The sequence below is a fragment of the Paraburkholderia sp. SIMBA_030 genome (assembly GCF_046535245.1).
GTDB lineage: Bacteria > Pseudomonadota > Gammaproteobacteria > Burkholderiales > Burkholderiaceae > Paraburkholderia.
Genome location: NZ_JAWRXB010000007.1, coordinates 143,405 through 162,760, shown reverse-complemented (window position 1 = coordinate 162,760; position 19,356 = coordinate 143,405). Strand labels below are relative to the sequence as shown.

The 19,356-nt window shown below is 60.6% G+C and carries 24 protein-coding genes, 1 tRNA gene and 1 riboswitch; of the genes, 14 read left to right on the top strand and 11 right to left on the bottom strand.

Features of this window, described 5'->3' with window-relative positions:
• Positions 1–62: 62 nt before the first annotated feature.
• Positions 63–1,253 carry an acyl-CoA dehydrogenase gene (locus tag SB772_RS14090; RefSeq protein WP_410833854.1) on the top strand — a complete coding sequence of 397 codons (1,191 nt, stop codon included), beginning with the start codon at positions 63–65 and terminating at the stop codon, positions 1,251–1,253.
• Positions 1,254–1,361: 108 nt separating this feature from the next.
• On the opposite strand, the gene SB772_RS14085 is transcribed toward SB772_RS14090, so the two are convergent.
• Positions 1,362–2,000 carry a peroxiredoxin gene (locus tag SB772_RS14085; protein ID WP_410833853.1) on the bottom strand — a complete coding sequence of 213 codons (639 nt, stop codon included), beginning with the start codon at positions 1,998–2,000 and terminating at the stop codon, positions 1,362–1,364.
• 354 nt (positions 2,001–2,354) lie between these two features.
• Between SB772_RS14085 and SB772_RS14080 the strand changes: the two genes are divergently transcribed.
• The 3 genes from SB772_RS14080 to SB772_RS14070 all read left to right on the top strand — a co-directional run bounded on the left by SB772_RS14080 (position 2,355) and on the right by SB772_RS14070 (position 3,769).
• Positions 2,355–2,657 carry a YqjD family protein gene (locus SB772_RS14080; protein WP_006047848.1) on the top strand — a complete coding sequence of 101 codons (303 nt, stop codon included), beginning with the start codon at positions 2,355–2,357 and terminating at the stop codon, positions 2,655–2,657.
• Between the two features lie 139 nt (positions 2,658–2,796).
• Positions 2,797–3,183: a phage holin family protein gene (locus SB772_RS14075; RefSeq protein WP_410833852.1), complete on the top strand. Its 387-nt coding sequence runs from the start codon at positions 2,797–2,799 to the stop codon at positions 3,181–3,183.
• A 106-nt stretch (positions 3,184–3,289) separates the two neighbouring features.
• Complete coding sequence (locus SB772_RS14070) at positions 3,290–3,769, top strand: DUF3318 domain-containing protein (protein WP_410833851.1); 480 nt, start codon at positions 3,290–3,292, stop codon at positions 3,767–3,769.
• Positions 3,770–3,905: 136 nt separating this feature from the next.
• Here the strand turns inward: SB772_RS14070 and SB772_RS14065 are convergent, their stop codons facing one another.
• The 7 genes from SB772_RS14065 to glyA all read right to left on the bottom strand — a co-directional run bounded on the left by SB772_RS14065 (position 3,906) and on the right by glyA (position 8,716).
• A complete protein-coding gene (locus SB772_RS14065) occupies positions 3,906–4,337 on the bottom strand; it encodes a type IV pilin protein (RefSeq protein ID WP_410833850.1) in 432 nt (143 codons plus the stop codon).
• 10 nt (positions 4,338–4,347) lie between these two features.
• On the bottom strand, positions 4,348–4,794 hold the full coding sequence (locus SB772_RS14060; protein WP_410834005.1) for a hypothetical protein: 447 nt from the start codon (positions 4,792–4,794) through the stop codon (positions 4,348–4,350).
• Between the two features lie 167 nt (positions 4,795–4,961).
• On the bottom strand, positions 4,962–5,768 hold the full coding sequence (locus SB772_RS14055; protein ID WP_410834004.1) for a PilW family protein: 807 nt from the start codon (positions 5,766–5,768) through the stop codon (positions 4,962–4,964).
• Positions 5,768–6,214 carry a hypothetical protein gene (locus SB772_RS14050; protein WP_410833849.1) on the bottom strand — a complete coding sequence of 149 codons (447 nt, stop codon included), beginning with the start codon at positions 6,212–6,214 and terminating at the stop codon, positions 5,768–5,770. Before SB772_RS14050 ends, SB772_RS14055 begins: the two co-directional genes overlap by 1 nt.
• On the bottom strand, positions 6,211–6,771 hold the full coding sequence (locus SB772_RS14045; RefSeq protein ID WP_410833848.1) for a GspH/FimT family pseudopilin: 561 nt from the start codon (positions 6,769–6,771) through the stop codon (positions 6,211–6,213). The genes SB772_RS14050 and SB772_RS14045 overlap by 4 nt, the downstream gene beginning before the upstream one ends.
• 208 nt (positions 6,772–6,979) lie before the next feature.
• Positions 6,980–7,462: a transcriptional regulator NrdR gene (nrdR, locus tag SB772_RS14040; RefSeq protein ID WP_410833847.1), complete on the bottom strand. Its 483-nt coding sequence runs from the start codon at positions 7,460–7,462 to the stop codon at positions 6,980–6,982.
• A gap of 6 nt (positions 7,463–7,468) precedes the next feature.
• Positions 7,469–8,716, bottom strand: coding sequence for a serine hydroxymethyltransferase (gene glyA, locus SB772_RS14035; protein ID WP_410833846.1), 1,248 nt, complete (start codon positions 8,714–8,716; stop codon positions 7,469–7,471).
• 166 nt (positions 8,717–8,882) lie between these two features.
• A riboswitch (ZMP/ZTP riboswitch) is annotated at positions 8,883–8,991 on the bottom strand.
• A 238-nt stretch (positions 8,992–9,229) separates the two neighbouring features.
• Here glyA and ydfG point away from each other — a divergent pair.
• The 9 genes from ydfG to SB772_RS13990 all read left to right on the top strand — a co-directional run bounded on the left by ydfG (position 9,230) and on the right by SB772_RS13990 (position 15,842).
• Positions 9,230–9,976 carry a bifunctional NADP-dependent 3-hydroxy acid dehydrogenase/3-hydroxypropionate dehydrogenase YdfG gene (gene ydfG / locus SB772_RS14030; RefSeq protein ID WP_410833845.1) on the top strand — a complete coding sequence of 249 codons (747 nt, stop codon included), beginning with the start codon at positions 9,230–9,232 and terminating at the stop codon, positions 9,974–9,976.
• A gap of 70 nt (positions 9,977–10,046) precedes the next feature.
• Entirely contained in the window at positions 10,047–10,526 is a 480-nt protein-coding gene (gene ybgC / locus SB772_RS14025) for a tol-pal system-associated acyl-CoA thioesterase (protein ID WP_410834003.1), read from the top strand.
• Between the two features lie 156 nt (positions 10,527–10,682).
• Positions 10,683–11,360, top strand: coding sequence for a protein TolQ (gene tolQ / locus SB772_RS14020; RefSeq protein WP_012431821.1), 678 nt, complete (start codon positions 10,683–10,685; stop codon positions 11,358–11,360).
• 10 nt (positions 11,361–11,370) lie between these two features.
• On the top strand, positions 11,371–11,817 hold the full coding sequence (tolR, locus tag SB772_RS14015) for a protein TolR (protein ID WP_410833844.1): 447 nt from the start codon (positions 11,371–11,373) through the stop codon (positions 11,815–11,817).
• The gene (gene tolA, locus SB772_RS14010; protein WP_410833843.1) at positions 11,814–12,824 is read left to right on the top strand and encodes a cell envelope integrity protein TolA; all 1,011 of its coding nucleotides are present in this window, start codon (positions 11,814–11,816) and stop codon (positions 12,822–12,824) included. The genes tolR and tolA overlap by 4 nt, the downstream gene beginning before the upstream one ends.
• 150 nt (positions 12,825–12,974) lie before the next feature.
• A complete protein-coding gene (gene tolB / locus SB772_RS14005) occupies positions 12,975–14,267 on the top strand; it encodes a Tol-Pal system beta propeller repeat protein TolB (protein WP_410833842.1) in 1,293 nt (430 codons plus the stop codon).
• A gap of 33 nt (positions 14,268–14,300) precedes the next feature.
• Positions 14,301–14,810, top strand: a complete 510-nt coding sequence (pal, locus tag SB772_RS14000; RefSeq protein WP_410833841.1) for a peptidoglycan-associated lipoprotein Pal — start codon at positions 14,301–14,303, stop codon at positions 14,808–14,810.
• A gap of 19 nt (positions 14,811–14,829) precedes the next feature.
• Positions 14,830–15,579 carry a tol-pal system protein YbgF gene (ybgF, locus tag SB772_RS13995; protein ID WP_410834002.1) on the top strand — a complete coding sequence of 250 codons (750 nt, stop codon included), beginning with the start codon at positions 14,830–14,832 and terminating at the stop codon, positions 15,577–15,579.
• 187 nt (positions 15,580–15,766) lie between these two features.
• Positions 15,767–15,842: transfer RNA gene (locus tag SB772_RS13990), tRNA-Lys, on the top strand.
• A gap of 435 nt (positions 15,843–16,277) precedes the next feature.
• Here SB772_RS13990 and SB772_RS13985 read toward each other — a convergent pair.
• The 3 genes from SB772_RS13985 to SB772_RS13975 form a co-directional block, all read right to left on the bottom strand.
• Complete coding sequence (locus SB772_RS13985) at positions 16,278–16,655, bottom strand: hypothetical protein (RefSeq protein WP_410833840.1); 378 nt, start codon at positions 16,653–16,655, stop codon at positions 16,278–16,280.
• The gene (locus SB772_RS13980) at positions 16,652–17,860 is read right to left on the bottom strand and encodes a DUF6402 family protein (protein ID WP_410833839.1); all 1,209 of its coding nucleotides are present in this window, start codon (positions 17,858–17,860) and stop codon (positions 16,652–16,654) included. Before SB772_RS13980 ends, SB772_RS13985 begins: the two co-directional genes overlap by 4 nt.
• Before the next feature lie 577 nt (positions 17,861–18,437).
• Positions 18,438–18,758 carry an Imm49 family immunity protein gene (locus tag SB772_RS13975; RefSeq protein WP_410833838.1) on the bottom strand — a complete coding sequence of 107 codons (321 nt, stop codon included), beginning with the start codon at positions 18,756–18,758 and terminating at the stop codon, positions 18,438–18,440.
• Positions 18,759–18,902: 144 nt separating this feature from the next.
• Here SB772_RS13975 and SB772_RS13970 point away from each other — a divergent pair, with 144 nt between their 5' ends.
• Complete coding sequence (locus SB772_RS13970; RefSeq protein ID WP_410833837.1) at positions 18,903–19,328, top strand: hypothetical protein; 426 nt, start codon at positions 18,903–18,905, stop codon at positions 19,326–19,328.
• Positions 19,329–19,356: the final 28 nt, after the last annotated feature.

The following is a 19,356-nucleotide window of genomic DNA, read 5'->3' as shown; positions in this document are numbered from 1 at the left end:
GTTTGCAAAACATTGTTTCGCATAGCGGAACTTAAGTCAAGCAAGGAATCAGGAGATACGTCATGGCCGAGGCCGCGCAGTTTCACTGGGAAGACCCGTTGCTGCTGGATCAGCAGCTCACCGAAGACGAACGCATGGTGCGCGACGCCGCCGCCGCGTACTCGCAGGACAAGCTCGCGCCGCGCGTGCTCGAGGCGTTCCGTCATGAGAAGACCGACATCGAGATCTTCCGCGAGATGGGCGAGCTCGGTCTGCTCGGTCCGACGATCCCCGAGCAGTACGGCGGTCCCGGTCTGAACTACGTGGCGTACGGCCTGATCGCGCGCGAAGTGGAGCGCGTGGACTCCGGCTACCGGTCGATGATGTCGGTGCAGTCGTCGCTGGTGATGGTGCCGATCTACGAATTCGGCTCGGAAGCGCAAAAGCAGAAGTACCTGCCGAAGCTCGCCACCGGCGAGTGGATCGGCTGCTTCGGCCTGACCGAACCGAACCACGGCTCCGATCCGGGCAGCATGGTCACGCGGGCAAAGAAAGTCGACGGCGGCTACTCGCTGTCGGGCTCGAAGATGTGGATCACCAATTCGCCGATCGCCGACGTGTTCGTCGTGTGGGCGAAGCTCGAAGAAAACGGCAAGGACGCGATTCGCGGCTTCATTCTCGAAAAAGGCTGGAAAGGGCTGTCGGCGCCGACCATCCATAGCAAGGTGGGCTTGCGCGCGTCGATCACCGGCGAGATCGTGCTCGACGAAGTGTTCGTGCCGGAAGAAAACCGCTTCCCGGAAGTCAGCGGCTTGCGCGGTCCGTTCACGTGCCTGAATTCGGCGCGCTACGGCATCGCCTGGGGCGCGCTCGGCGCGGCTGAATCGTGCTGGTACACGGCGCGTCAGTACGTGCTGGATCGCAAGCAGTTCGGCCGGCCGCTCGCGGCAAACCAATTGATCCAGAAGAAGCTCGCCGACATGCAAACCGAAATCACGCTCGGCCTGCAAGGCGTGCTGCGCCTCGGCCGGATGAAGGACGAAGGCACCGCGGCAGTCGAAATCACCTCGATCATGAAGCGCAATTCATGCGGCAAAGCGCTGGACATTGCGCGGCTCGCGCGCGACATGCTCGGCGGCAACGGCATCTCGGACGAGTTCGGCATCGCACGGCATCTGGTGAATCTGGAAGTGGTGAACACATACGAAGGGACACACGATATCCACGCGCTGATTCTCGGGCGCGCGCAGACCGGGATTCAGGCGTTCTTCTGATGACGCGTTGCCAGCTGGCGTCGGGCGATTGAAAAAAGGCCGGTTCATTTCGAACCGGCCTTTTTTCGTTGCAGCGCCGCGGCTTTATACCGCAGCTTCCCGCGCAGCTTACTTGTTCGGCTGCGGCGTCATGCGCAGATACGGGCGCAGCGCCTTGTAGCCCTTCGGAAATTTCTGCCTGATCACTTCTTCGTCCTTCAACGACGGCACGATCACCACGTCATCGCCCTGCTTCCAGTTGCCGGGCGTAGCGACCGAATAGTTGTCCGTGAGTTGCAGCGAGTCGATCACGCGCAGCACTTCGTCGAAGTTACGGCCGGTGCTGGCCGGGTACGTGATGATCAGCCGCACCTTCTTCTTCGGATCGATCACGAACAGCGAGCGGACCGTGAGCGTTTCGTTGGCGTTCGGGTGGATCATGTCGTACAGCTCGGCGACCCTGCGATCGCCGTCGGCGAGAATCGGAAAACCGACGTTGGCGGCTTGCGTCTCGTTGATGTCCTTGATCCATTCCTTGTGCGACTCGGCGCTGTCGACCGACAACGCGATCGTCTTCACATTGCGCTTTTCGAAATCGCCGGCCAGCCTGGCCGTCAACCCCAGCTCGGTCGTGCAGACCGGCGTGAAGTCAGCCGGGTGCGAGAACAGCACGCCCCAACTATCGCCCAGCCATTCGTGGAACCTGATGCGGCCGACACTCGACCCCTGTTCGAAATCCGGTGCGATGTCGCCAAGACGTAGACTCATGTTGCAGCTCCTTGATGTATTCGGACATTCCGTGCGGGCGTTCGCTCGCAATGCTCCGCTAAAGCGCGCCCCGCAAAAATACAGCATACGGGAGCGACCGTACACGACGAACCAAGATTGCGTCACTACTTTATGCGTTTTTGTAATTTTCACAGCCTTGGTGAAAATTTGCGGGACAGATCGACTCCATTTCAGGCAAACTTTGCTGCGCGTGTACGTGATAGTGGAATTTTTGGCCCTACCTCAACCGGGAATGCTTCGTGCGTTACTTCGAACGAATCGGGCGCTGCGCTCGCCAGCGGCCGTTTCTTTGGTTACGATTCACGCGTGGCGTGAGACGAAGGGGAGCTGTCAATGTCGGAAGTCAACAAGGAGAGATTGATGTCGGATATCAAAACCGTCCTCGCGGACGCTGAAGATCTGTTGAAGCAAGCCGCGAGCGCCACCGGCGAACGTGCTTCGGAATTGCGCGAAACGGCGCTTTCGCGCCTGAAGCAGGCTCGCGAGAAGGCAGCTGACGTGCAGGTTGTCGTGGTCGAAAAAGGCAAGAAGGCTGCCCGCGCTACCGACGACTACGTGCACGAACATCCGTGGGCATCCATCGGCATCGCTGCGGGCGCCGGCGTGCTGCTGGGGCTGTTGATCAACCGCAAATAAAAACTGGTCTCGCTGCCGGACGAATGACGACCGGCACACCAGCGAATCGAGTTGACCGGCGCCTACCTGGCCGGTCCGCTTCTCTTGCCGCGCTCGTTCCCGCGCGCCGGTTAGGCCATCACGCGCAACGCTCACAGCCATGACGATCGATACACAATCGCAGCGCGGGGAACACAGTCCGTTGCGCCGCATCTTCGGTTCCGTGTTTGCCATTCTGCAAACGCGGCTTGAACTGGTCGGCATCGAACTCGCCGAAGAAAAAGACCGTCTACTCGGCGTGCTGTTCCTCGGCCTCGCGGCCATGATGCTCGCCACGATGGCCTTGATCGCCTTGACAGCGCTGATTGCCATCGCGTTCTGGGACACCTATCGATGGCAGGCGCTCGCCGGCATCACGGTGGTTTACGCGATTGCCGGATTGGCCTGTGCGCTGAAGGCGCGCAGCGGTTTGCGCAATGCGCCGATGGTCTTCGAAGCCACGATTGCCGAGTTCGAAAAGGACCGCGAAATCTTCCGTAAGCGGTGACATGGCGGGGCGTAACGGGTACTTGAAACGCCGTGCGCCTTCCGCATCTACTGCGAACGTCTAGCAGCGCCGTTTTACCAGCCTCCACTACTGCCGCCGACACGCCATGAGTCAAAGCCATTCCGATACCGCTTTCCGCAACACGCGCCGCCATGTCAAAGATTTGAGCGCGCCGCATCTGCGAGCGTTGCGCAAGGAACTGCTGATGGTGCGCGCGGATGTCGAGCGCGTAGGACTCGCTCAAGCAACCGTCGAACTGCGGCAAGCGATCACGCATTTCAGCTGGCTCAAATTCATCGTGCCGGGATTCGGCGGCATACGCGTGGGTAGCGGATCGAAAACACGCTTCCTGAACGCAGGAACCGTCGGCGCGCTGCTCAAGCAATACCCGCTCGTCAGTTCGATTGCGTCGATATTGCTGGCCAAGCCGCTGCGCACCACTATCCTGCGTAGCGCCAAACCCGTGCTCAAGTGGGGCAGCCTCGCACTTGCCGGTTGGGAAGCGTACCGGATCTGGCAGCAGATAAAGAGCGAATCCAATCCGCCGACTGACGGAAAAACGGGGCCTGCGGACGGTGACGCCTGAATCGCGCGGCTACAACGTTCTCCGGATAGCTGATTGATCCGCGTGCGGTTTGACTTTGAGTCGGTGTCGACAAAAGACATCGGATTGTTTCTCTGCCCGACTTGAACGCATTAGCTCGCACTATTTAGCTCGTTCTCTAACCCGTGCTCCAGCATTCGCCGCTTGCCGGCGCCACACCGTTTGCCCCACTTCTATTGCTTCGCAGACCCGTTGCATCGAGGGTAAAGATGCCGCAGGCGTCGTCCCGCATTGGGCCGGCTTCGGCTGGCACAGCCTCAACTGAGTACCCGCCGTTTGCTTCGTCCGCCGGCAGCACCCCTACCCGATAGACCGGCGTGCCGAATTGCGGCGCCTGATCGAAGCCCGGCGGCAACGTCGCAGCGCTGTCGCTTGCCGCTCTCTCGACAAATTGGGCTGCCCGATAAAGTGCGGATGCTGCATCGATTCGGTGCGTTCGCGCGACGTGGCTCCGGTACGACGGCACTGCAAACATCACCAGCGTCGCGGCTACCGCGAACGCGATCATGAGTTCGAGTAGCGTGAACGCGGACGTGTACGGCTTCGTCATGAACCGCCCCTCAGAATGGCCGTGCGGCAACGCGCCGCCAATGCCGCTCGATCCGCGCGCCATCGATCACGAGTTCCATCTGCAGCCATACCTGAGACTCTCTGGTCCGGCCAAAGCCACGCGCGGTCAGTAAATACGCCCGAACATCGGCGCGCGTGCCCAGGCGCCACGCTTCGATCAGGCACTGCGGGGCACGCAGCGAGCCGGGCCATTGCGCGACGGGCGTGACGGCGCCTGCTTCAAAGGCGGCTTCGAGCTTCCATTGTGTAGGCTCGCCGGTTGCGGGCGGTTCGGCCGCCATCGGCTCAACTGCTGCAGCGGCAGTGACGTTGCGGGTGCATAAAGTCAGCGCCGAATCCGCAGCGTGAAACGCCTGCAAATAGTCGCGCACGTTAGTCGCGCCGCGCGCCGCCGCAAGCGATGTTTCGAACCAGGCGGCTGAGGTGGTCAACAGCATCGCGGAAATCAGCAGAACAATCGGCAGAACGGCGCCACCAGTGCGGAGGCGGCAGATGCGATCGGTACGGCTGAGGCGGACGGTGTAACCGGTCCCGCCTGCCGGATGAGCGCGCCGATATCGAACAGACAGCGCCGTGCGGCGACTCACGTAGCATCGTCTTCCTGTCACAGCGAATCCTCCGCTTGATTACGTATCGCGACTCGCCGCCAGAACGCCTGGCGCGCCCGCGTATCAGCGCCGACGACGCTAGCACCGTCGCAGTCGACGTAGCGCAAACGCCGCCCCTGCGGCGCGCCTCGCACGAGCACACAGAGATCGACGGCAACGACCTTCGCCCATTGATCGGCGCTCACCGCCGACGCGTCGATCGCGCTCAGGCCGCCAGCCGGCCAGTACCGGAGCCGCACGCGCTCGACGCCTTCGACCAGCGGCTGTGCAGAACCAGCCTTGCCGTTACCTTCGCAATACAACTCCGGTTCGCCCGTCGAGCCGCTAACCCGGGCAAAGTAGCGATTGACGATCGACACGCCCTGACCACCGAGCGCCGCGCTATTGCTGATCACGGCCTGCCCGAGGCAGTCGGTGGATTGACCGGCCGCCGACGGCCACGTCGAAATGTTGTCGCCGACATAGCGAACCGCGACGCCGTCGGAATGACTCGCCAACGCCTCGCAGGCGAGACTATCGTCCGCGCCGACAGGGCGGCCACCCGAGCAACCGAACAGCGGCGGCGGACTGTTGAACCCGGCGGCATCCGCAGGCACGAAACCGGCCATCTGAAGCTGCTGGCCGATCAGCGTGAGCGCAGTCAGACCGGCTTCGCGGACCCGCACCGCATCGCTCGATCGCTCGAATGCAGTTCGCTGTGTCGTATAGAGCGACGCCGCGCCCGCGGTCACCACCAGCCCCAGCGCGATTGCGATCACAAGCTCAGCCAGCGTATGGCCGCGCGCAATATGCAAACGCTGCATCATTTCGCAAACGCCAGCACAACGCATGAGGAGCCTGCGGGAACGTCAGCGCCGCCACAGGACTCGGGTTTGTCGATTATGTCGCCGGAGCCCGGCATGTCGCGCAGCGCTGCCCACGTCACGCGCGCGACGGACACGCTACCGCTTTCGCCCACAGAGACCTCGCCGCGTGGCAACAGGGACGCCGCGCGGGCGCTCCATTGCCTGACCACAGACTCGCCCGCAGACGGCACGCGCATCGCCTCAGCGACGGAATCGGCTATCCACGCGGCGTGCTCGCGCATTGCCATCGCGCGCACTTCACGTGCGCTCCACAATTGACCGGCGATCAAGCCGAGAGCCGTCACCGCCATCAGTGCTACGGCGAGCATGACTTCGATCAGCGAGCTGCCGCTGTGCTTGACTGAATAGCAGAGCAACCATGGGTTCAACGAGTATCGGTTCATGACGATGCTCCGCATGCGCCCTCGACGGTCCGCGCGCGACCACCCGCCGCGATCCGGATACAGCGCCGCCACTTGTCGCCATCGGTCGCTTTCGACGACACGCGCGGCGCGATGTCGAAGCTGCGAAAGGTGCCGATCAATTGCCCGGCCGGCGGCGTGAACGTGAGATTCGTCAGCGTCCCGGTGACGCTGACCGCCGCAAGCTGCGGCTGTGCGCGCAGCAGCGAAAGCGCACCACCGTGTTCAGCCAGGACTGCCCAGCCGCACGACCAGTCGGTCACGCCATCGCTGCACGCTTGCCCCGCGGCAAGACAATGCCTCGCAGCGTCGATCCGGCAGACGGTGACGCGCGCCCCGCGCCGCAATGCTTCGCTGCGCGCATAGGCCAGCGTTGACGCGAGCGCTTTCGCGCGCGCATCGACCTGATCCCGCAGATGCCACGCGACAAAGGACGGTGTCGCCATTACCGCGATCACTGCCAGCAGTGCGACGACAACCAGCGTTTCGACAAGCGTCAACCCGCGGCGCGGCCGCAAACAGACTGCGTTCCATTTCATCTGCATCCCTGATCGTTGCAAAGAATGCAGCCAATCTAGCGATTTGGAAACGCGTCGACAATCGGCCGAATGGCCAGGTGGCGCTCAGACGCTATCCCGCGCAAAAATGCACGCGTGACGAACCATAACGGGAGAGGGAATGCGGATCGGCGAACAAATGCGAGAGAAGAAAACAGAGACTCGAATGCAAGTCCGGGAACAGCGCCAATCAGCGCTTGCGGGGAGGTTTGGGAGGCGAGGAGGCGCGGCGAAATTCTTCGATCACGTCTTCGAATTCGGAGACGTCTTCGAAGCGCCGGTAGACGGAGGCAAATCGAACATAGGCAATCGTGTCGAGCGCGCGCAACTCGTTCATCACGAGTTCGCCGAGGCGCTCGCTGCGCACCTCGCGCTCGCCGCTACCGAGCAATTGATACTCGATGCGGGCAACCGCCGCATCGATCTCGTCCGCTGCCACTGGGCGCTTGCGCAGCGCCAGTTGCATGCTCGCGACGATCTTGCGGCGGTCGAATTCCGTGCGGCTGCCATCCTTCTTGACGACCGACGGCAACGCCAGCTCGACCCGCTCATACGTCGTAAAACGTTTGTCGCAGGCCGGGCAGCGGCGGCGCCGGCGAATCGCCGCGCCGTCTTCGGATACGCGGGAATCCACAACTTGCGTATCGGCGTGCCGGCAGAAGGGGCAGTGCATGACGGCTTAGCGGTAGACCGGGAAGCGCTGGGTCAACTCGGCAACCTGCGCGCGCACGCGTTCGATCGTGGCTGCGTCTTCCGGATTGTCCAGCACGTCGGCGATCAGGTTACCCACCTGCTCCGCTTCCTTGACACCGAAACCGCGCGTGGTCATGGCGGGCGAGCCGAGACGCACGCCGCTCGTGACGAACGGCTTTTCCGGATCGTTCGGAATCGCGTTCTTATTGACCGTGATGTGCGCCGCGCCGAGCGCCGCTTCCGCAGCCTTGCCGGTAATCTTCTTCGCGCGCAGGTCGACCAGCATCACGTGGCTTTCGGTGCGGCCCGAGACAATGCGCAGACCGCGCTTGACCAGCGTTTCAGCCAGCACGCGCGCGTTTTCGACAACTTGCTGCTGATACGCCTTGAATTCCGGCGACAGCGCTTCCTTGAACGCCACTGCCTTACCTGCGATCACGTGCATCAGCGGACCACCCTGAATGCCCGGGAAGATTGCCGAGTTGATCTGCTTTTCGAACTCCGCCTTCATCAGGATCACGCCGCCGCGCGGGCCGCGCAGGCTCTTGTGCGTGGTGGTGGTGACGAAGTCGGCGTGCGGCACCGGGTTCGGGTAGACGCCCGCCGCGATCAAGCCGGCGTAGTGCGCCATGTCGACCATGAAGTACGCGCCAACCGACTTCGCGATCTTCGACATGCGTTCGAAATCGATACGCAGCGCGAATGCGGATGCGCCAGCCACGATCAGCTTCGGCTTGTGCTCCTGCGCAAGCTTTTCAGCCGCGTCGTAATCGATGTCTTCGGCTTCGTTCAGGCCGTAGCTCACCACGTTGAACCACTTGCCCGACATGTTGACCGGCGAACCGTGCGTCAGGTGACCGCCGTGCGCGAGGCTCATGCCCATGATCGTGTCGCCCGGCTTGAGCATGGCGAAGAACACGCCCTGGTTCGCCTGCGAGCCGGAGTTCGGCTGCACGTTCGCGGCTTCCGCGCCGAACAGTTGCTTGACGCGGTCGATTGCCAGTTGTTCGGCGACGTCCACGAACTCGCAGCCGCCGTAGTAGCGCTTGCCCGGATAACCTTCGGCGTATTTGTTGGTGAGTTGCGAGCCTTGCGCAGCCATCACGGCCGGGCTCGTGTAGTTTTCCGACGCGATCAGTTCGATGTGCTCTTCCTGACGGCGGTTTTCCTGCTGGATCACTTCCCAGAGTTCAGGATCGACGTTGGCGATGGTGCTTTGGGCTCTGTCAAACATACGGATTCCGTTGAGTGTGTTCAGGTTGACCGGATCGTGCGCCGAATCTTGCGTAGAGGGTACGCGGCGCTGCTGGCGGCTGGGCCAGCCCTGACGTGGCGAATAGAGAGACGCCGCACACGCGAGGCAGGACAGCCACCGTCAGCGCAGATAAATGCGCGCGGATCACGGCTGCCCAGGCGAACGGCAAAACGGCACCCTGCGCTTCACGGTGGGTCGCTCCACCTTGAACCCGATTGGTTGTATCGGTTCTATCGCCAGTCACGCAGGGGTGAGCGCGTTAGTTTATTGGAAGAGGATCGAATAGGCAACCGCCTTGCTGCCGCCCCGGCAGGCGCTCGCGGGACGTGCCGCGGCGCCGTCGTGCGGGTTCCGCAAACGTCTGATAAAAGTTCGCCGGCAAGCCGGGCCGAGCCTCTGCCACAGCCGCTTGTCCGGCTCGTTCATTCTTGCCGCAGCGCCGCATTGGAAGTAGGCTTGGGACCTTTCTCTTTTACCGACCAGGGAACTGCAATGATCGTATTCGTCACCGGAGCGTCCGCGGGATTCGGCGCTGCTATCGCTCGCGCTTTCGTCAAAGGCGGCCATCGCGTCGTCGCCACCGCGCGCCGTAAGGATCGCCTGCAGGCACTCGCCGACGAACTCGGCGACGCGCTTTTGCCGTTCGAACTCGACGTGCGCGACCGCGCGGCCGTCGAAGCCGCGCCGGCCGCGCTGCCGGCCGATTTCGCCGCGATCGACGTGCTCGTCAACAACGCCGGCCTCGCGCTCGGCGTCGAGCCGGCGCACAAGGCGAGTCTCGACGAGTGGAACACCATGATCGACACCAATTGCACGGGCCTCGTCCAGGTCACGCACGCGTTGCTGCCCGGCATGGTGGAGCGCAACCGCGGCCACATCTTCAACCTCGGCTCCGCGGCCGGCCGCTGGCCGTACGCCGGCGGCAACGTGTACGGCGCGACCAAGGCGTTCGTCCGCCAGTTCAGCCTGAACCTGCGCGCCGATCTGGCCGGCACCGCGCTGCGGGTGACCGACATCGAACCGGGCCTGTGCGGCGGCACCGAGTTCTCGAACGTGCGTTTTCGCGGCGACGACGAAAAAGCGGCCAATGTGTACCAGAACGTACAACCGCTGACGGCCGAGGATATCGCCGACTCGATCTACTGGATCGCCACGCGTCCGGCCCACGTCAACATCAACACGATCGAGTTGATGCCGGTGGCCCAATCGTTCGCCGGTTTGGCGATTCAGCGCGGCTGAAATTGCGGCTAACGCCCGCCAGGCGGGGCGCACATCTTGAAACAGACCTCCGGGTGTGCGTTCCGGTAAAATGCGCCGCATGAATATGTCGACCAGCCAGCCCGGCACTGCAATCGGCTTCACGTGGCCAATCCGCGTGTATTACGAAGATACCGACGCCGGCGGCATCGTGTTTTACGCGAACTATCTGAAGTTTTTCGAGCGGGCGCGCACCGAATGGCTGCGCGCATGCGGCGTCGACCAGAACCGGCTCGCGGACGAAACAGGCGCGCTCTTCATCGTGCGCAGCACCGCAGTCGACTACCGGGCGCCGGCCCGGCTCGACGACATCGTCAAGGTAGTGAGCCGGATCGAGCGTCTTGGCCGTGCGTCGGTCGACTTCGCGCAGGAGGCGTGGCGTGACGGCACGCTGCTTGCCGCCGGCTCCATCCGGGTCGGCTGTGTCGACCGCACCGCGCTGCGGCCAGCCGCGATCCCGCCATCCGTGCTCGCCGCCTTGCGGCGCGGGCCTGGCGTGAGCGACGGCGGCATGTCAACGAACAACGTCTGAACCCCGTTGTTAAGGGGCCATTGAACTCGTATCGATCAAGCAACACAAAGCATGGTTCGGCTTGCGGTGTCGCCGATGCTTGCCGTTTTGCTCACGGCAAGCTTCGAGTGACCTTGCAGCCGGACGCCCCCTTCCGGGACGTTAAAACGAACCTTTATGAACACTACACAAGATCTGTCGATCGTTTCTCTCGTACTCAACGCGAGCCTGCTGGCGCAGGCAGTCATGGCGCTGTTGCTGTTGTTGTCGCTGTTGTCGTGGACTTTCATCTTCCGCAAGTGGTTTGCGATCCGCCGGGCGCGCGCGCAAACTGAACGTTTCGAACGCGATTTCTGGTCGGGTGGCGACCTTCAAGCCCTCTATCAAAGCGCCGCGAACAACCGTCACACGATCGGCGCGCTCGAACGGATTTTCGAGTCCGGCATGCGTGAATTCCTGAAAGGTAAAGAAAAGCGCCTGAACGATTCGGGCGCGATTCTCGATGGCGCACGCCGGGCAATGCGCGCCGCGTTCCAGCGTGAAATGGACGTGCTCGAAGCGAACCTTGCATTTCTCGCGTCGGTCGGTTCGGTCAGCCCTTACATCGGCCTGTTCGGCACGGTGTGGGGGATCATGAATGCGTTCCGCGGCCTCGCCAACGTGCAGCAGGCCACGCTTGCGAACGTTGCGCCGGGCATTGCCGAAGCGCTGACCGCCACCGCAATCGGCCTGTTCGCGGCAATTCCGGCCGTGGTTGCCTATAACCGTTACGCGCACGATATCGACCGTCTGGCGATCCGCTTCGAGACCTTCATCGAAGAGTTCTCGAACATTTTGCAGCGCCAGGCACAGTAAGGAGTCCACGATGGCAGGCTCTCGCTCCTCCAGCATGCGCGGCAGCCGTTCGCGCCGCGCGATGGCCGACATCAATGTCGTGCCGTACATCGACGTGATGCTCGTGCTGCTCGTGATCTTCATGGTGACCGCGCCGCTGATCGCTCCGTCGATCGTCAATCTGCCGACCGTCGGCGGCGCCGCGCCGCAGCAGCAGACCCCGCCCGTGATCGTCAACATTCGCGCGGACGGCAATATGAGCGTCAAATACAAGGACGACGCGGGCGCGCAGCAGCAGGAAGACATGACGAAGGCCGATCTGAACGGATTTATCGCCGATCGCGCACAGTCGCACCCTGATCAGCCGGTCGTCATCGCCGCCGACAAAACAGTGAAGTATGAAGTCGTGATGAACGTGATGTCCCAGTTGAAAGCTCGGGGCGTCAAGCGCGTTGGATTGCTCGTCAAATCACAATGATCCGCAAGAATTCCGAAACCCCGCTCCAGCCACCGCGTGAACGCGGCACCGGGCGAGCCTTTGTGTTCGCGCTGGTGATGCATGTGCTGCTCGGGTTCTTCCTGTACCACGGCATTCAATGGCAGAACAGTACGCCCGAAGGCGCGGAAGCCGAACTGTGGACCGAAGTGCCGGATTCGGCGATTCCGCGCCCTCCCCCGCCGCCGCCCGTTGCGGTGGCCCCTGCCCCGCCGTTGCCTGACGAACAGGCCGACATCGCGCTGCAGGAGAAGAAACGCCAGCAGCAGGAAGCCGCTCGCCAGGCGCAACTGGCAGAGCAGCAGCGTCAACAGAAGCTGCAGGCTCAGCAGGGAGCCGAGGCCAGGCGTCAGCAGCAGCTTGCTGACCAGGCGGCGCAACTCGCCGCGCAGAAAGCCGCGGCTGCCAAACAGAAGCAGCAACAGCAGCAGGCCGACAAGCTGAAACAGCAGCAATTGGCCGAGCAGCAAAAGCAGCAGCAACTGAAAGAACAGCAGCAGCAAGAGCAGCAGAAGCAGGCTCAGGCCGACGCGCAGAAGAAGGCCGATGAGCAGAAAGCAGCGAAGGCCAAGGCGCAAGCCGATGCCGCCGCGCAAGCGAAGAAGCTCGACGTGGAACGTCGTGCGCGCCTGGCACAAATGCAAGGCATGGCCGGCGGGGAAAGTTCGACCGGCAACGGACTCGGCAAGACCGGCACGGGCAGCGGCTCGGGCGGCAACGCAGCATCGCCCGGCTACGCCGACAAGGTGCGCCGCGTGGTGCGCCCGAACATCTCGTGGGGCGGTGAAACGGAGGGTCTCGAGACCGTGATCTCCGTGCGTTGCTCACCGACAGGCACCTTGCTGAGCGCGACGATCTCGCACAGCAGCGGCAATCCTGCCTGGGACGACGCGGCGCTGCGGGCCGTTCAGCGCTCCGATCCGATGCCTCAGGACATCGACGGCAAGACGCCCGCGAGCTTCAAGATTACGTTGCGGCCGGCCGGTTGATACCGGGTCGGAGCCGCAACTTGAAGGCGAGTTGACAGCAGACGCAGCGCCCCGCCTGGCGTGGCGCGCCCGGGAACGAATTGGATGTTTTCCGGTCTCTCTGCTGTCGTGAAGTGTTAGTAAAACCGTTTTTTGGGGAATCCATACAGCATGAGTTTGATGACCAAGCTAGGCCTGCGGACACTTGTAGCGTCGTGCCTGATCGCCGCGGGCGGCGCCGCCCACGCACAACTCAACGTTCTCGTGACGGGCGTCGGGTCCACCCAGTTTCCGATCGCAACGGCGAATTTCGCCAATGAAGCGAACTCGCCGCAGCAGGTCAGCACGATCGTGCGTCAGGATCTGCAGCGCAGCGGCAAATTCACGAACATCGACGCGGGCAGCACGCCGGTTTCCGAAACGGATTCCGTCGATCTCGGCAGCTGGAAGGCCAAGGGTGCCAATGCGTTCGTGTCGGGCAGCGTGAACCGCCTGCCGAGCGGCCAGTACGAAGTGCGCTTCAAGCTGTACGATACCGTCAAGGGCGAAAGCCTCGGCGGCCTCGTGCTGGTGAGCCCGGAAAGCGGGCTGCGCATGAGCGCGCACAAGGTCGCTGACTACATCTATGCGAAGCTGATGGGTGGCCGCGGCGTGTTTGCCACGCGCCTGTCGTATGTCATCAAGACCGGTGGCCGTTATCAGTTGCAGATTTCCGATTCGGACGGCCAGGACGCGCATATCGCGCTGTCGAGCCCCGAGCCGATCATCTCGCCGGCGTGGTCGCCTGACGGCACCAAGGTCGCGTACGTTTCATTCGAAAAGAAGAAACCGATTGTCTATATCCACGATCTGCCTACGGGCCGGCGCGTGGTCGTCTCGGACCAGAAGGGCAATAACAGTGCGCCGGCATGGTCGCCGGATGGACGCACGCTGGCCGTTGCGCTTTCGCGCACCGGCAACACGCAGATTTTCGCCGTCAATGCGGACGGCAGCGGCCTGCGGCGCCTGACGCAAGGCAGCTCGATCGACACTGAACCGTGTTTCTCTCCTGACGGCCAGTCGATCTATTTCACCAGCGACCGTGGCGGCGCACCGCAAATCTACAAGATGTCGGCCCAGGGCGAAAACGCCGGCGCCGCGCAGCGCGTGACCTTTACGGGCAGCTACAACACCAGCCCGCGCGTAAGCCCGGACGGCAAGCAGCTCGCCTATATTTCGCGCGTCGGCGGCGGGTTCAAGCTGTACGTTCAGGACCTGCAGGGCAACACGGCCACGGGTCTGACCGATACGACACATGACGAATCGCCGAGCTTCGCGGCGAACGGTCAGTACATTCTTTACGCCACACAGGTGAACGGCCGTGGCGTGTTGGCCGCTGTATCGACCGATGGTCGCACTCGGCAGGTCCTGTCCGTTCAGGGCGGCAGCGTACGGGAGCCGTCCTGGGGCCCGTTTATGCAATAACGTTTATGCAACAACACTCAAGGAGAGCAACACATGATGTCTAAACTTCGTTTCGCATTTGCCGTATTGATGGTCGGTGCGCTGGCTGCATGTCACTCGGGCGTCAAGCTCGACGAAAATGCCAACAAGGGTGGTGCAGTTTCGACGCAACCGAACCCGACCGATGTCGCACAGGTCAACGTCGATCCGCTGAACGATCCGAACAGCCCGCTCGCCAAGCGCAGCATTTACTTCGACTTCGACAGCTACTCGGTCAAGGACGACTACCAATCGCTGCTGCAACAACACGCGCAATACCTGAAGAGCCATCCGCAACGCCACGTCCTGATCCAGGGCAACACCGACGAACGCGGCACCAGCGAGTACAACCTGGCGCTTGGCCAGAAGCGTGCTGAAGCTGTGCGCCGTTCGCTGTCGGTGATGGGTGTGACGGACTCGGAAATGGAAGCCGTGAGCCTCGGCAAGGAAAAGCCGCAAGCAACCGGTCATGACGAATCGTCGTGGGCACAAAACCGCCGCGCCGACCTCGTGTACCAACAGTAAGTAATGGGTGATGAGCCGAATGACGCATCGTTTCTCCTGGCTGCGGTTTGCCGCAGCGGCCTGCGTCGCGGGCACGGCTTTCGCGGCCGTGCCCGCTCACGCGGGTATCTTCGACGACGATCAGGCCCGTCAGGCCATTCTCGATCTGCGCTCGAAGACCGATAGCCTGTCGAGCCAGCTGTCGGCCGCGCAGCGCACGATCCTCGATCAGTCCAACCGCCTCGACCAGATGAATCAGCAAGTCGCGACGCTGCGTGGACAGAACGAGGATATGGCCAACCAGCTCGCCACGCTGCAGAAGCAGCAGAAGGACTACTACACCGATCTGGACACGCGTCTGAAGAAATTCGAGCCGCAGCAACAGACGGTGGACGGCGTTCAGGGCGAGGTGCAGCCGGGTGAAACGGACTCGTTCAATGCGGCCTCACAACAGTTTCGCAGCGGCGACTTCAAGAACGCGGCAGCGTCGTTTCGCAGCTTCATCTCCAAGTTCCCGAACAGCCCTTACCAGCCGACCGCGCAGTACTGGCTCGGCAACGCGCTGTACGCACTGCGCGACTACAAGGGCTCGACGGCAACGTGGCAAGGCGTCGTAAAGAATTACCCGCAGCATCCGCGTGCGCCGGAAGCGCTGCTCGCGATTGCGAACAATCAGCTCGAGCAAGGTCAGAAGGCTGCGGCCAGGAAGACGCTGGAGCAGATCGTCGCGCAATACGGCGGTTCGGACGTCGCGCAAACGGCACAAAGCAAGCTGTCGCAGATCAAGTAGTTGTTTGGCGTTTAGCAGTTAGCGGTAAACGCGCAGTGTCCGCGGTCAAAAGGCGCGCGCGCCTCTCGCCGGAAAGCCCGGGGTAGTCATACCTCGGGCTTTTCACTATCCGCAGTGCCGTGCGCCGAAATGGCCGCGGTGGGTTGACAGTCCTCAGGGGCTATCGCTATAATTTCGCTTCTCTTTTGGGTCGTTAGCTCAGCTGGTAGAGCAGCGGACTTTTAATCCGTTGGTCACAGGTTCGAATCCCGTACGGCCTACCAAAAAATCAAGGGGTTACAGGTGTCTTTCTGTAACCCCTTGTTCGTTTCTGGCTTCGTGTAGGCGCTGTGTAGGCAAATCCGGTCAACACGGATCGTACGGCCTGAGACCTCGAATACCATTTGTGAGGTGCTGGCCCAAGGTGACACACCGGGACGCGTCGCAACCACGCTCAGGTTCGGATGCAGCTTTCATGATTGGGCCAGCGAACAATGGCTACGCGCGAGACCTCGCAGAGCGGGCGCTCGCGCATGCTGCCGCGAACTGGATTGAAGCGGCCTATCACAGAACCGATCTATTGGAACAGCGCCGCCCGTTGATGGAAGCGTGGGCGGCACATGTAGTCTCTTGTAGCGCAGTCCTGTCGTGAATGTGCAAACCACCAAACCAAGTAATGCACTTTGGCGCGCAGATTAGTGCAGTGACACGCATTGCGATTAAAGGCGTGGACGCGCTGCTAGCAGCCTGTCCCACTTCGACGGCGGCAAATCTACATACGTAGATTTATCGCCTCCATCGCCAATTGAAAACAACACGGATTCCCCCTCGTAGTCAGACCACATAATCGTTGGAACTGGCGTAATAAACGTATGTTGCGCCAGCAATTTTCCGCTTCCCGCATCGAATACTCGGCCCACATATTCCGCATTGCCTCGCCCATACCATTTCAACATGCAAAGCTCAGCCGTGTAACTACCATCAGGAGACGACGATTTTTTACAATCTGTGCCGGGCGGAGTATGATCAAAGACAATGAAATAAGGCGCACCAAAAATTAAAGCTAACAGTGCGGCAAGCCTAAAAGCTTTCTTCATAGATGGATTGGAATTGGTGGGTAAACAGGGACAAATCGACGATCCGAAAAAACCACAAAGTCACCGCCTCGCTTATGATTTATCTGCCATTTCCGAAAATCACTATTGAGTACAGGGTAATGGACTTCGCCCTTAATGATCGGACTCCCGGTAGTCACGGGCGAGTCTAGGTAAGGAATATAACGAGAGAAAGATGCAATTTCATCAAGCGGGACAACGATAACGCCGTCACTACCCCAATGACCCAGATATTGCGAGCGCTCTCCTTGTTGATCAGTGAATGTGTAATTGTCTTTCACGTACACCCATATACCCGTTACTTCGGCTTTTGTTACTGAATTGCCGCTAGAAATACCGCTTGAATAGTCCCTCAAAAACCGAACATGACCAATAGCGGCGTAAATATTAAACGATCCAAGCGCGGCAGATAGGTCATCGGGCACACCGAATCGCTCAACATCCGCCTTTAATTGCGTAGCTATTTTTTCACTAAGAGAGCCGTCAATCTGAATATGTTGAAATTGAAAAAATTTATGTAATTCTTTTGAATCATCCCCACAAGCATCAGCCGTAAAAAAATCGCTTCTATTTTTGTAAAATTCCAGCTTGTCGTGAAGCACTTTTCGGGCTGCGGGTGAGCGGATAGCCTCGCTTATAAGATAGTCATATTTTTCTTTTGCGCGCGCAAACTTAAGCACCCAATCCAGTTTGATTGTGGTTGTGTCGTACATGTCGGGCGGATAGGGTTTTCCGTCCTGATTGATTTCCGCTTTCTCGTCAGCAGGGGTCGGGGAATAGTTCAACCGCCCAGCGAACCATCGCTCCATCAGCTTGGCCCCGAATGGCTTCGCTTCCTTACGCATTGCGCCAGGAATTTCCTGAATGTCAAACGGCGGTACAGCCTTCTGCTTGACTGGCTCGGGCTTGGGTGCGGCGGGCGTATCGCCACCCCATGGCGTATCGAGCCATTTTTTAAAGCTAGAGAAGGTCGCTGCGGTGTCCTTCCTGAATTCTTCGCGTGTCCATGGGCGGGGCGGTGTTGGTGTGGACGCCGCCGGGCTGGGTAGCGCCGGTGGCGCTTTGTCCATAGCTATAGCGAGACCCGGAATAGGGCTGCATCCGTTGTCCCCATCGCATAGCTTCCATCGCCAGAGCAACTTACCGATCTTGAAATAACGGATTTTTCCGTTTGTCGATGCAGCCATGTCTTGTTATTCCCGAGTCCTGTTAAATGGGTGCGGATTGCCCATAAGAAGTTATGCCAGGCGAGGAAGTGGGGCCAATCAGATAAGTCCGAATTTCCGTCACCAGTGCGAAGAAAAACGCGCCGCGCTGGATCAAACAACTGAAGGTCATAGGCCAATGGCCCGATAACGCATCGACGTCTGCTGCCACGTAGAGATCGCTGCAACGAGGGATCGGGCCTGGCGACATTATTAAACTCGCGGCAATGCGAGCGGAAAACGCTTGCGCCCGCGCTACCCAGCTTTCACGGTAACGACACGGGTTAGCCGACGCTGGTCGGCGGCTGTATTTCGTCCTGCTGTTCCGGTTCGACAGCACTTCCCGTTGATTGGCGTTTCTTCGCTCCGCTGTGCTTTTTGCTCTTCGTGATGCGGGCATGCGACTTTTTATTACTGGTCACGATGGCATGTGGGTGACGTGGCGTTGTGATTCGCTGCCGGCAAGACACTGCCCCGTCAGCACGCCCGCGCCGGCGTGGCGGCCCTGCCTACGGCTGACGTTACAGGTCAGCAGAGGTCTCCTCAATAGCCCTGCTGTTCACGACAACGGTCCACTAATTTCGACGCGGCTCATGAAATCGTAGGGGTCAACATAATCGGCTAGAGGGGTGATCGGCAACCACTCTTGAGGAATCCAAGGCGTGTCGACATTAACCTGAAATCCGTGGCGCCAAGCAATTTTTGCATAAATCACGGCATGCGTAGCGATGAGCTTTTCCGTAAAGCCAAAAGCTTGCTCGACGTTCCGAACCTTGGAGACCTTGGGTGACGTGAGCTCTTGAAGAACTGCTTCCATGCCCGGTACATCCTTTCGGGACAAGGCCAGATAGAACCGGTGGTCAATCTCGTATTTCTTCATTTTTGACGGCGAATGGCCAATGATTCGAAGACAGCGATCTTCCAATGCACGCCACTCCCCACGAACCGCCAACAAAGCCTGATACCCGTGAAATTCTGGCGTTGCTGGGTCATTGGCACGCGCAATATCGAACGGACGGTCGTTATGAGCAAACTATTGGATCAGTCCCTCATGATCGGACAACAGGGGCATCAGCAGCAAATATGCTGGATACCAGGTTTTTGGATCCATCTGAAACAGAATTCTTTCCAACTTGGCGCTTACATGGCTCCATTCCTTGAAATTCGCCAGATCGTTATGTCTGAACCACGAAATAAGCACAGTCGCGGTCGCGTGATTGCGCAAACTGCGCAAGCAACCGGACCGACTACCTTTATTATTCTCGATCATTGCTACAAGGTTAGATTGCTCTTTACCCAAGAATTCGTGATGCTTGGAGACATGATCCAGTCCTTGTTGCGCAGTCGCCGTGTACTCTGTCGATTTCATGTCGCTACAAACCTTAATGTCGCCCAGCATGCGCGGCCGTCGGCCGCGTCAGCGAGGCGTTGCGAGATCCTGCATGGCTGACGTGTCGGTGTCAAAAAAACTGCGGATA

Bases quoted from the DNA above. Each gene is read 5' to 3' on its own strand.
- SB772_RS14090 (WP_410833854.1), top strand. From the start codon at position 63: ATGGCCGAGGCCGCGCAGTTTCACTGGGAAGACCCGTTGCTGCTGGAT.
- SB772_RS14085 (WP_410833853.1), bottom strand. From the start codon at position 2,000: ATGAGTCTACGTCTTGGCGACATCGCACCGGATTTCGAACAGGGGTCG.
- SB772_RS14080 (WP_006047848.1), top strand. From the start codon at position 2,355: ATGTCGGAAGTCAACAAGGAGAGATTGATGTCGGATATCAAAACCGTC.
- SB772_RS14075 (WP_410833852.1), top strand. From the start codon at position 2,797: ATGACGATCGATACACAATCGCAGCGCGGGGAACACAGTCCGTTGCGC.
- SB772_RS14070 (WP_410833851.1), top strand. From the start codon at position 3,290: ATGAGTCAAAGCCATTCCGATACCGCTTTCCGCAACACGCGCCGCCAT.
- SB772_RS14065 (WP_410833850.1), bottom strand. From the start codon at position 4,337: ATGACGAAGCCGTACACGTCCGCGTTCACGCTACTCGAACTCATGATC.
- SB772_RS14060 (WP_410834005.1), bottom strand. From the start codon at position 4,794: ATGCTGTTGACCACCTCAGCCGCCTGGTTCGAAACATCGCTTGCGGCG.
- SB772_RS14055 (WP_410834004.1), bottom strand. From the start codon at position 5,768: ATGCAGCGTTTGCATATTGCGCGCGGCCATACGCTGGCTGAGCTTGTG.
- SB772_RS14050 (WP_410833849.1), bottom strand. From the start codon at position 6,214: ATGAACCGATACTCGTTGAACCCATGGTTGCTCTGCTATTCAGTCAAG.
- SB772_RS14045 (WP_410833848.1), bottom strand. From the start codon at position 6,771: ATGAAATGGAACGCAGTCTGTTTGCGGCCGCGCCGCGGGTTGACGCTT.
- nrdR (WP_410833847.1), bottom strand. From the start codon at position 7,462: ATGCACTGCCCCTTCTGCCGGCACGCCGATACGCAAGTTGTGGATTCC.
- glyA (WP_410833846.1), bottom strand. From the start codon at position 8,716: ATGTTTGACAGAGCCCAAAGCACCATCGCCAACGTCGATCCTGAACTC.
- ydfG (WP_410833845.1), top strand. From the start codon at position 9,230: ATGATCGTATTCGTCACCGGAGCGTCCGCGGGATTCGGCGCTGCTATC.
- ybgC (WP_410834003.1), top strand. From the start codon at position 10,047: ATGCGCCGCATGAATATGTCGACCAGCCAGCCCGGCACTGCAATCGGC.
- tolQ (WP_012431821.1), top strand. From the start codon at position 10,683: ATGAACACTACACAAGATCTGTCGATCGTTTCTCTCGTACTCAACGCG.
- tolR (WP_410833844.1), top strand. From the start codon at position 11,371: ATGGCAGGCTCTCGCTCCTCCAGCATGCGCGGCAGCCGTTCGCGCCGC.
- tolA (WP_410833843.1), top strand. From the start codon at position 11,814: ATGATCCGCAAGAATTCCGAAACCCCGCTCCAGCCACCGCGTGAACGC.
- tolB (WP_410833842.1), top strand. From the start codon at position 12,975: ATGAGTTTGATGACCAAGCTAGGCCTGCGGACACTTGTAGCGTCGTGC.
- pal (WP_410833841.1), top strand. From the start codon at position 14,301: ATGATGTCTAAACTTCGTTTCGCATTTGCCGTATTGATGGTCGGTGCG.
- ybgF (WP_410834002.1), top strand. From the start codon at position 14,830: ATGACGCATCGTTTCTCCTGGCTGCGGTTTGCCGCAGCGGCCTGCGTC.
- SB772_RS13985 (WP_410833840.1), bottom strand. From the start codon at position 16,655: ATGAAGAAAGCTTTTAGGCTTGCCGCACTGTTAGCTTTAATTTTTGGT.
- SB772_RS13980 (WP_410833839.1), bottom strand. From the start codon at position 17,860: ATGGCTGCATCGACAAACGGAAAAATCCGTTATTTCAAGATCGGTAAG.
- SB772_RS13975 (WP_410833838.1), bottom strand. From the start codon at position 18,758: ATGAAGAAATACGAGATTGACCACCGGTTCTATCTGGCCTTGTCCCGA.
- SB772_RS13970 (WP_410833837.1), top strand. From the start codon at position 18,903: ATGAGCAAACTATTGGATCAGTCCCTCATGATCGGACAACAGGGGCAT.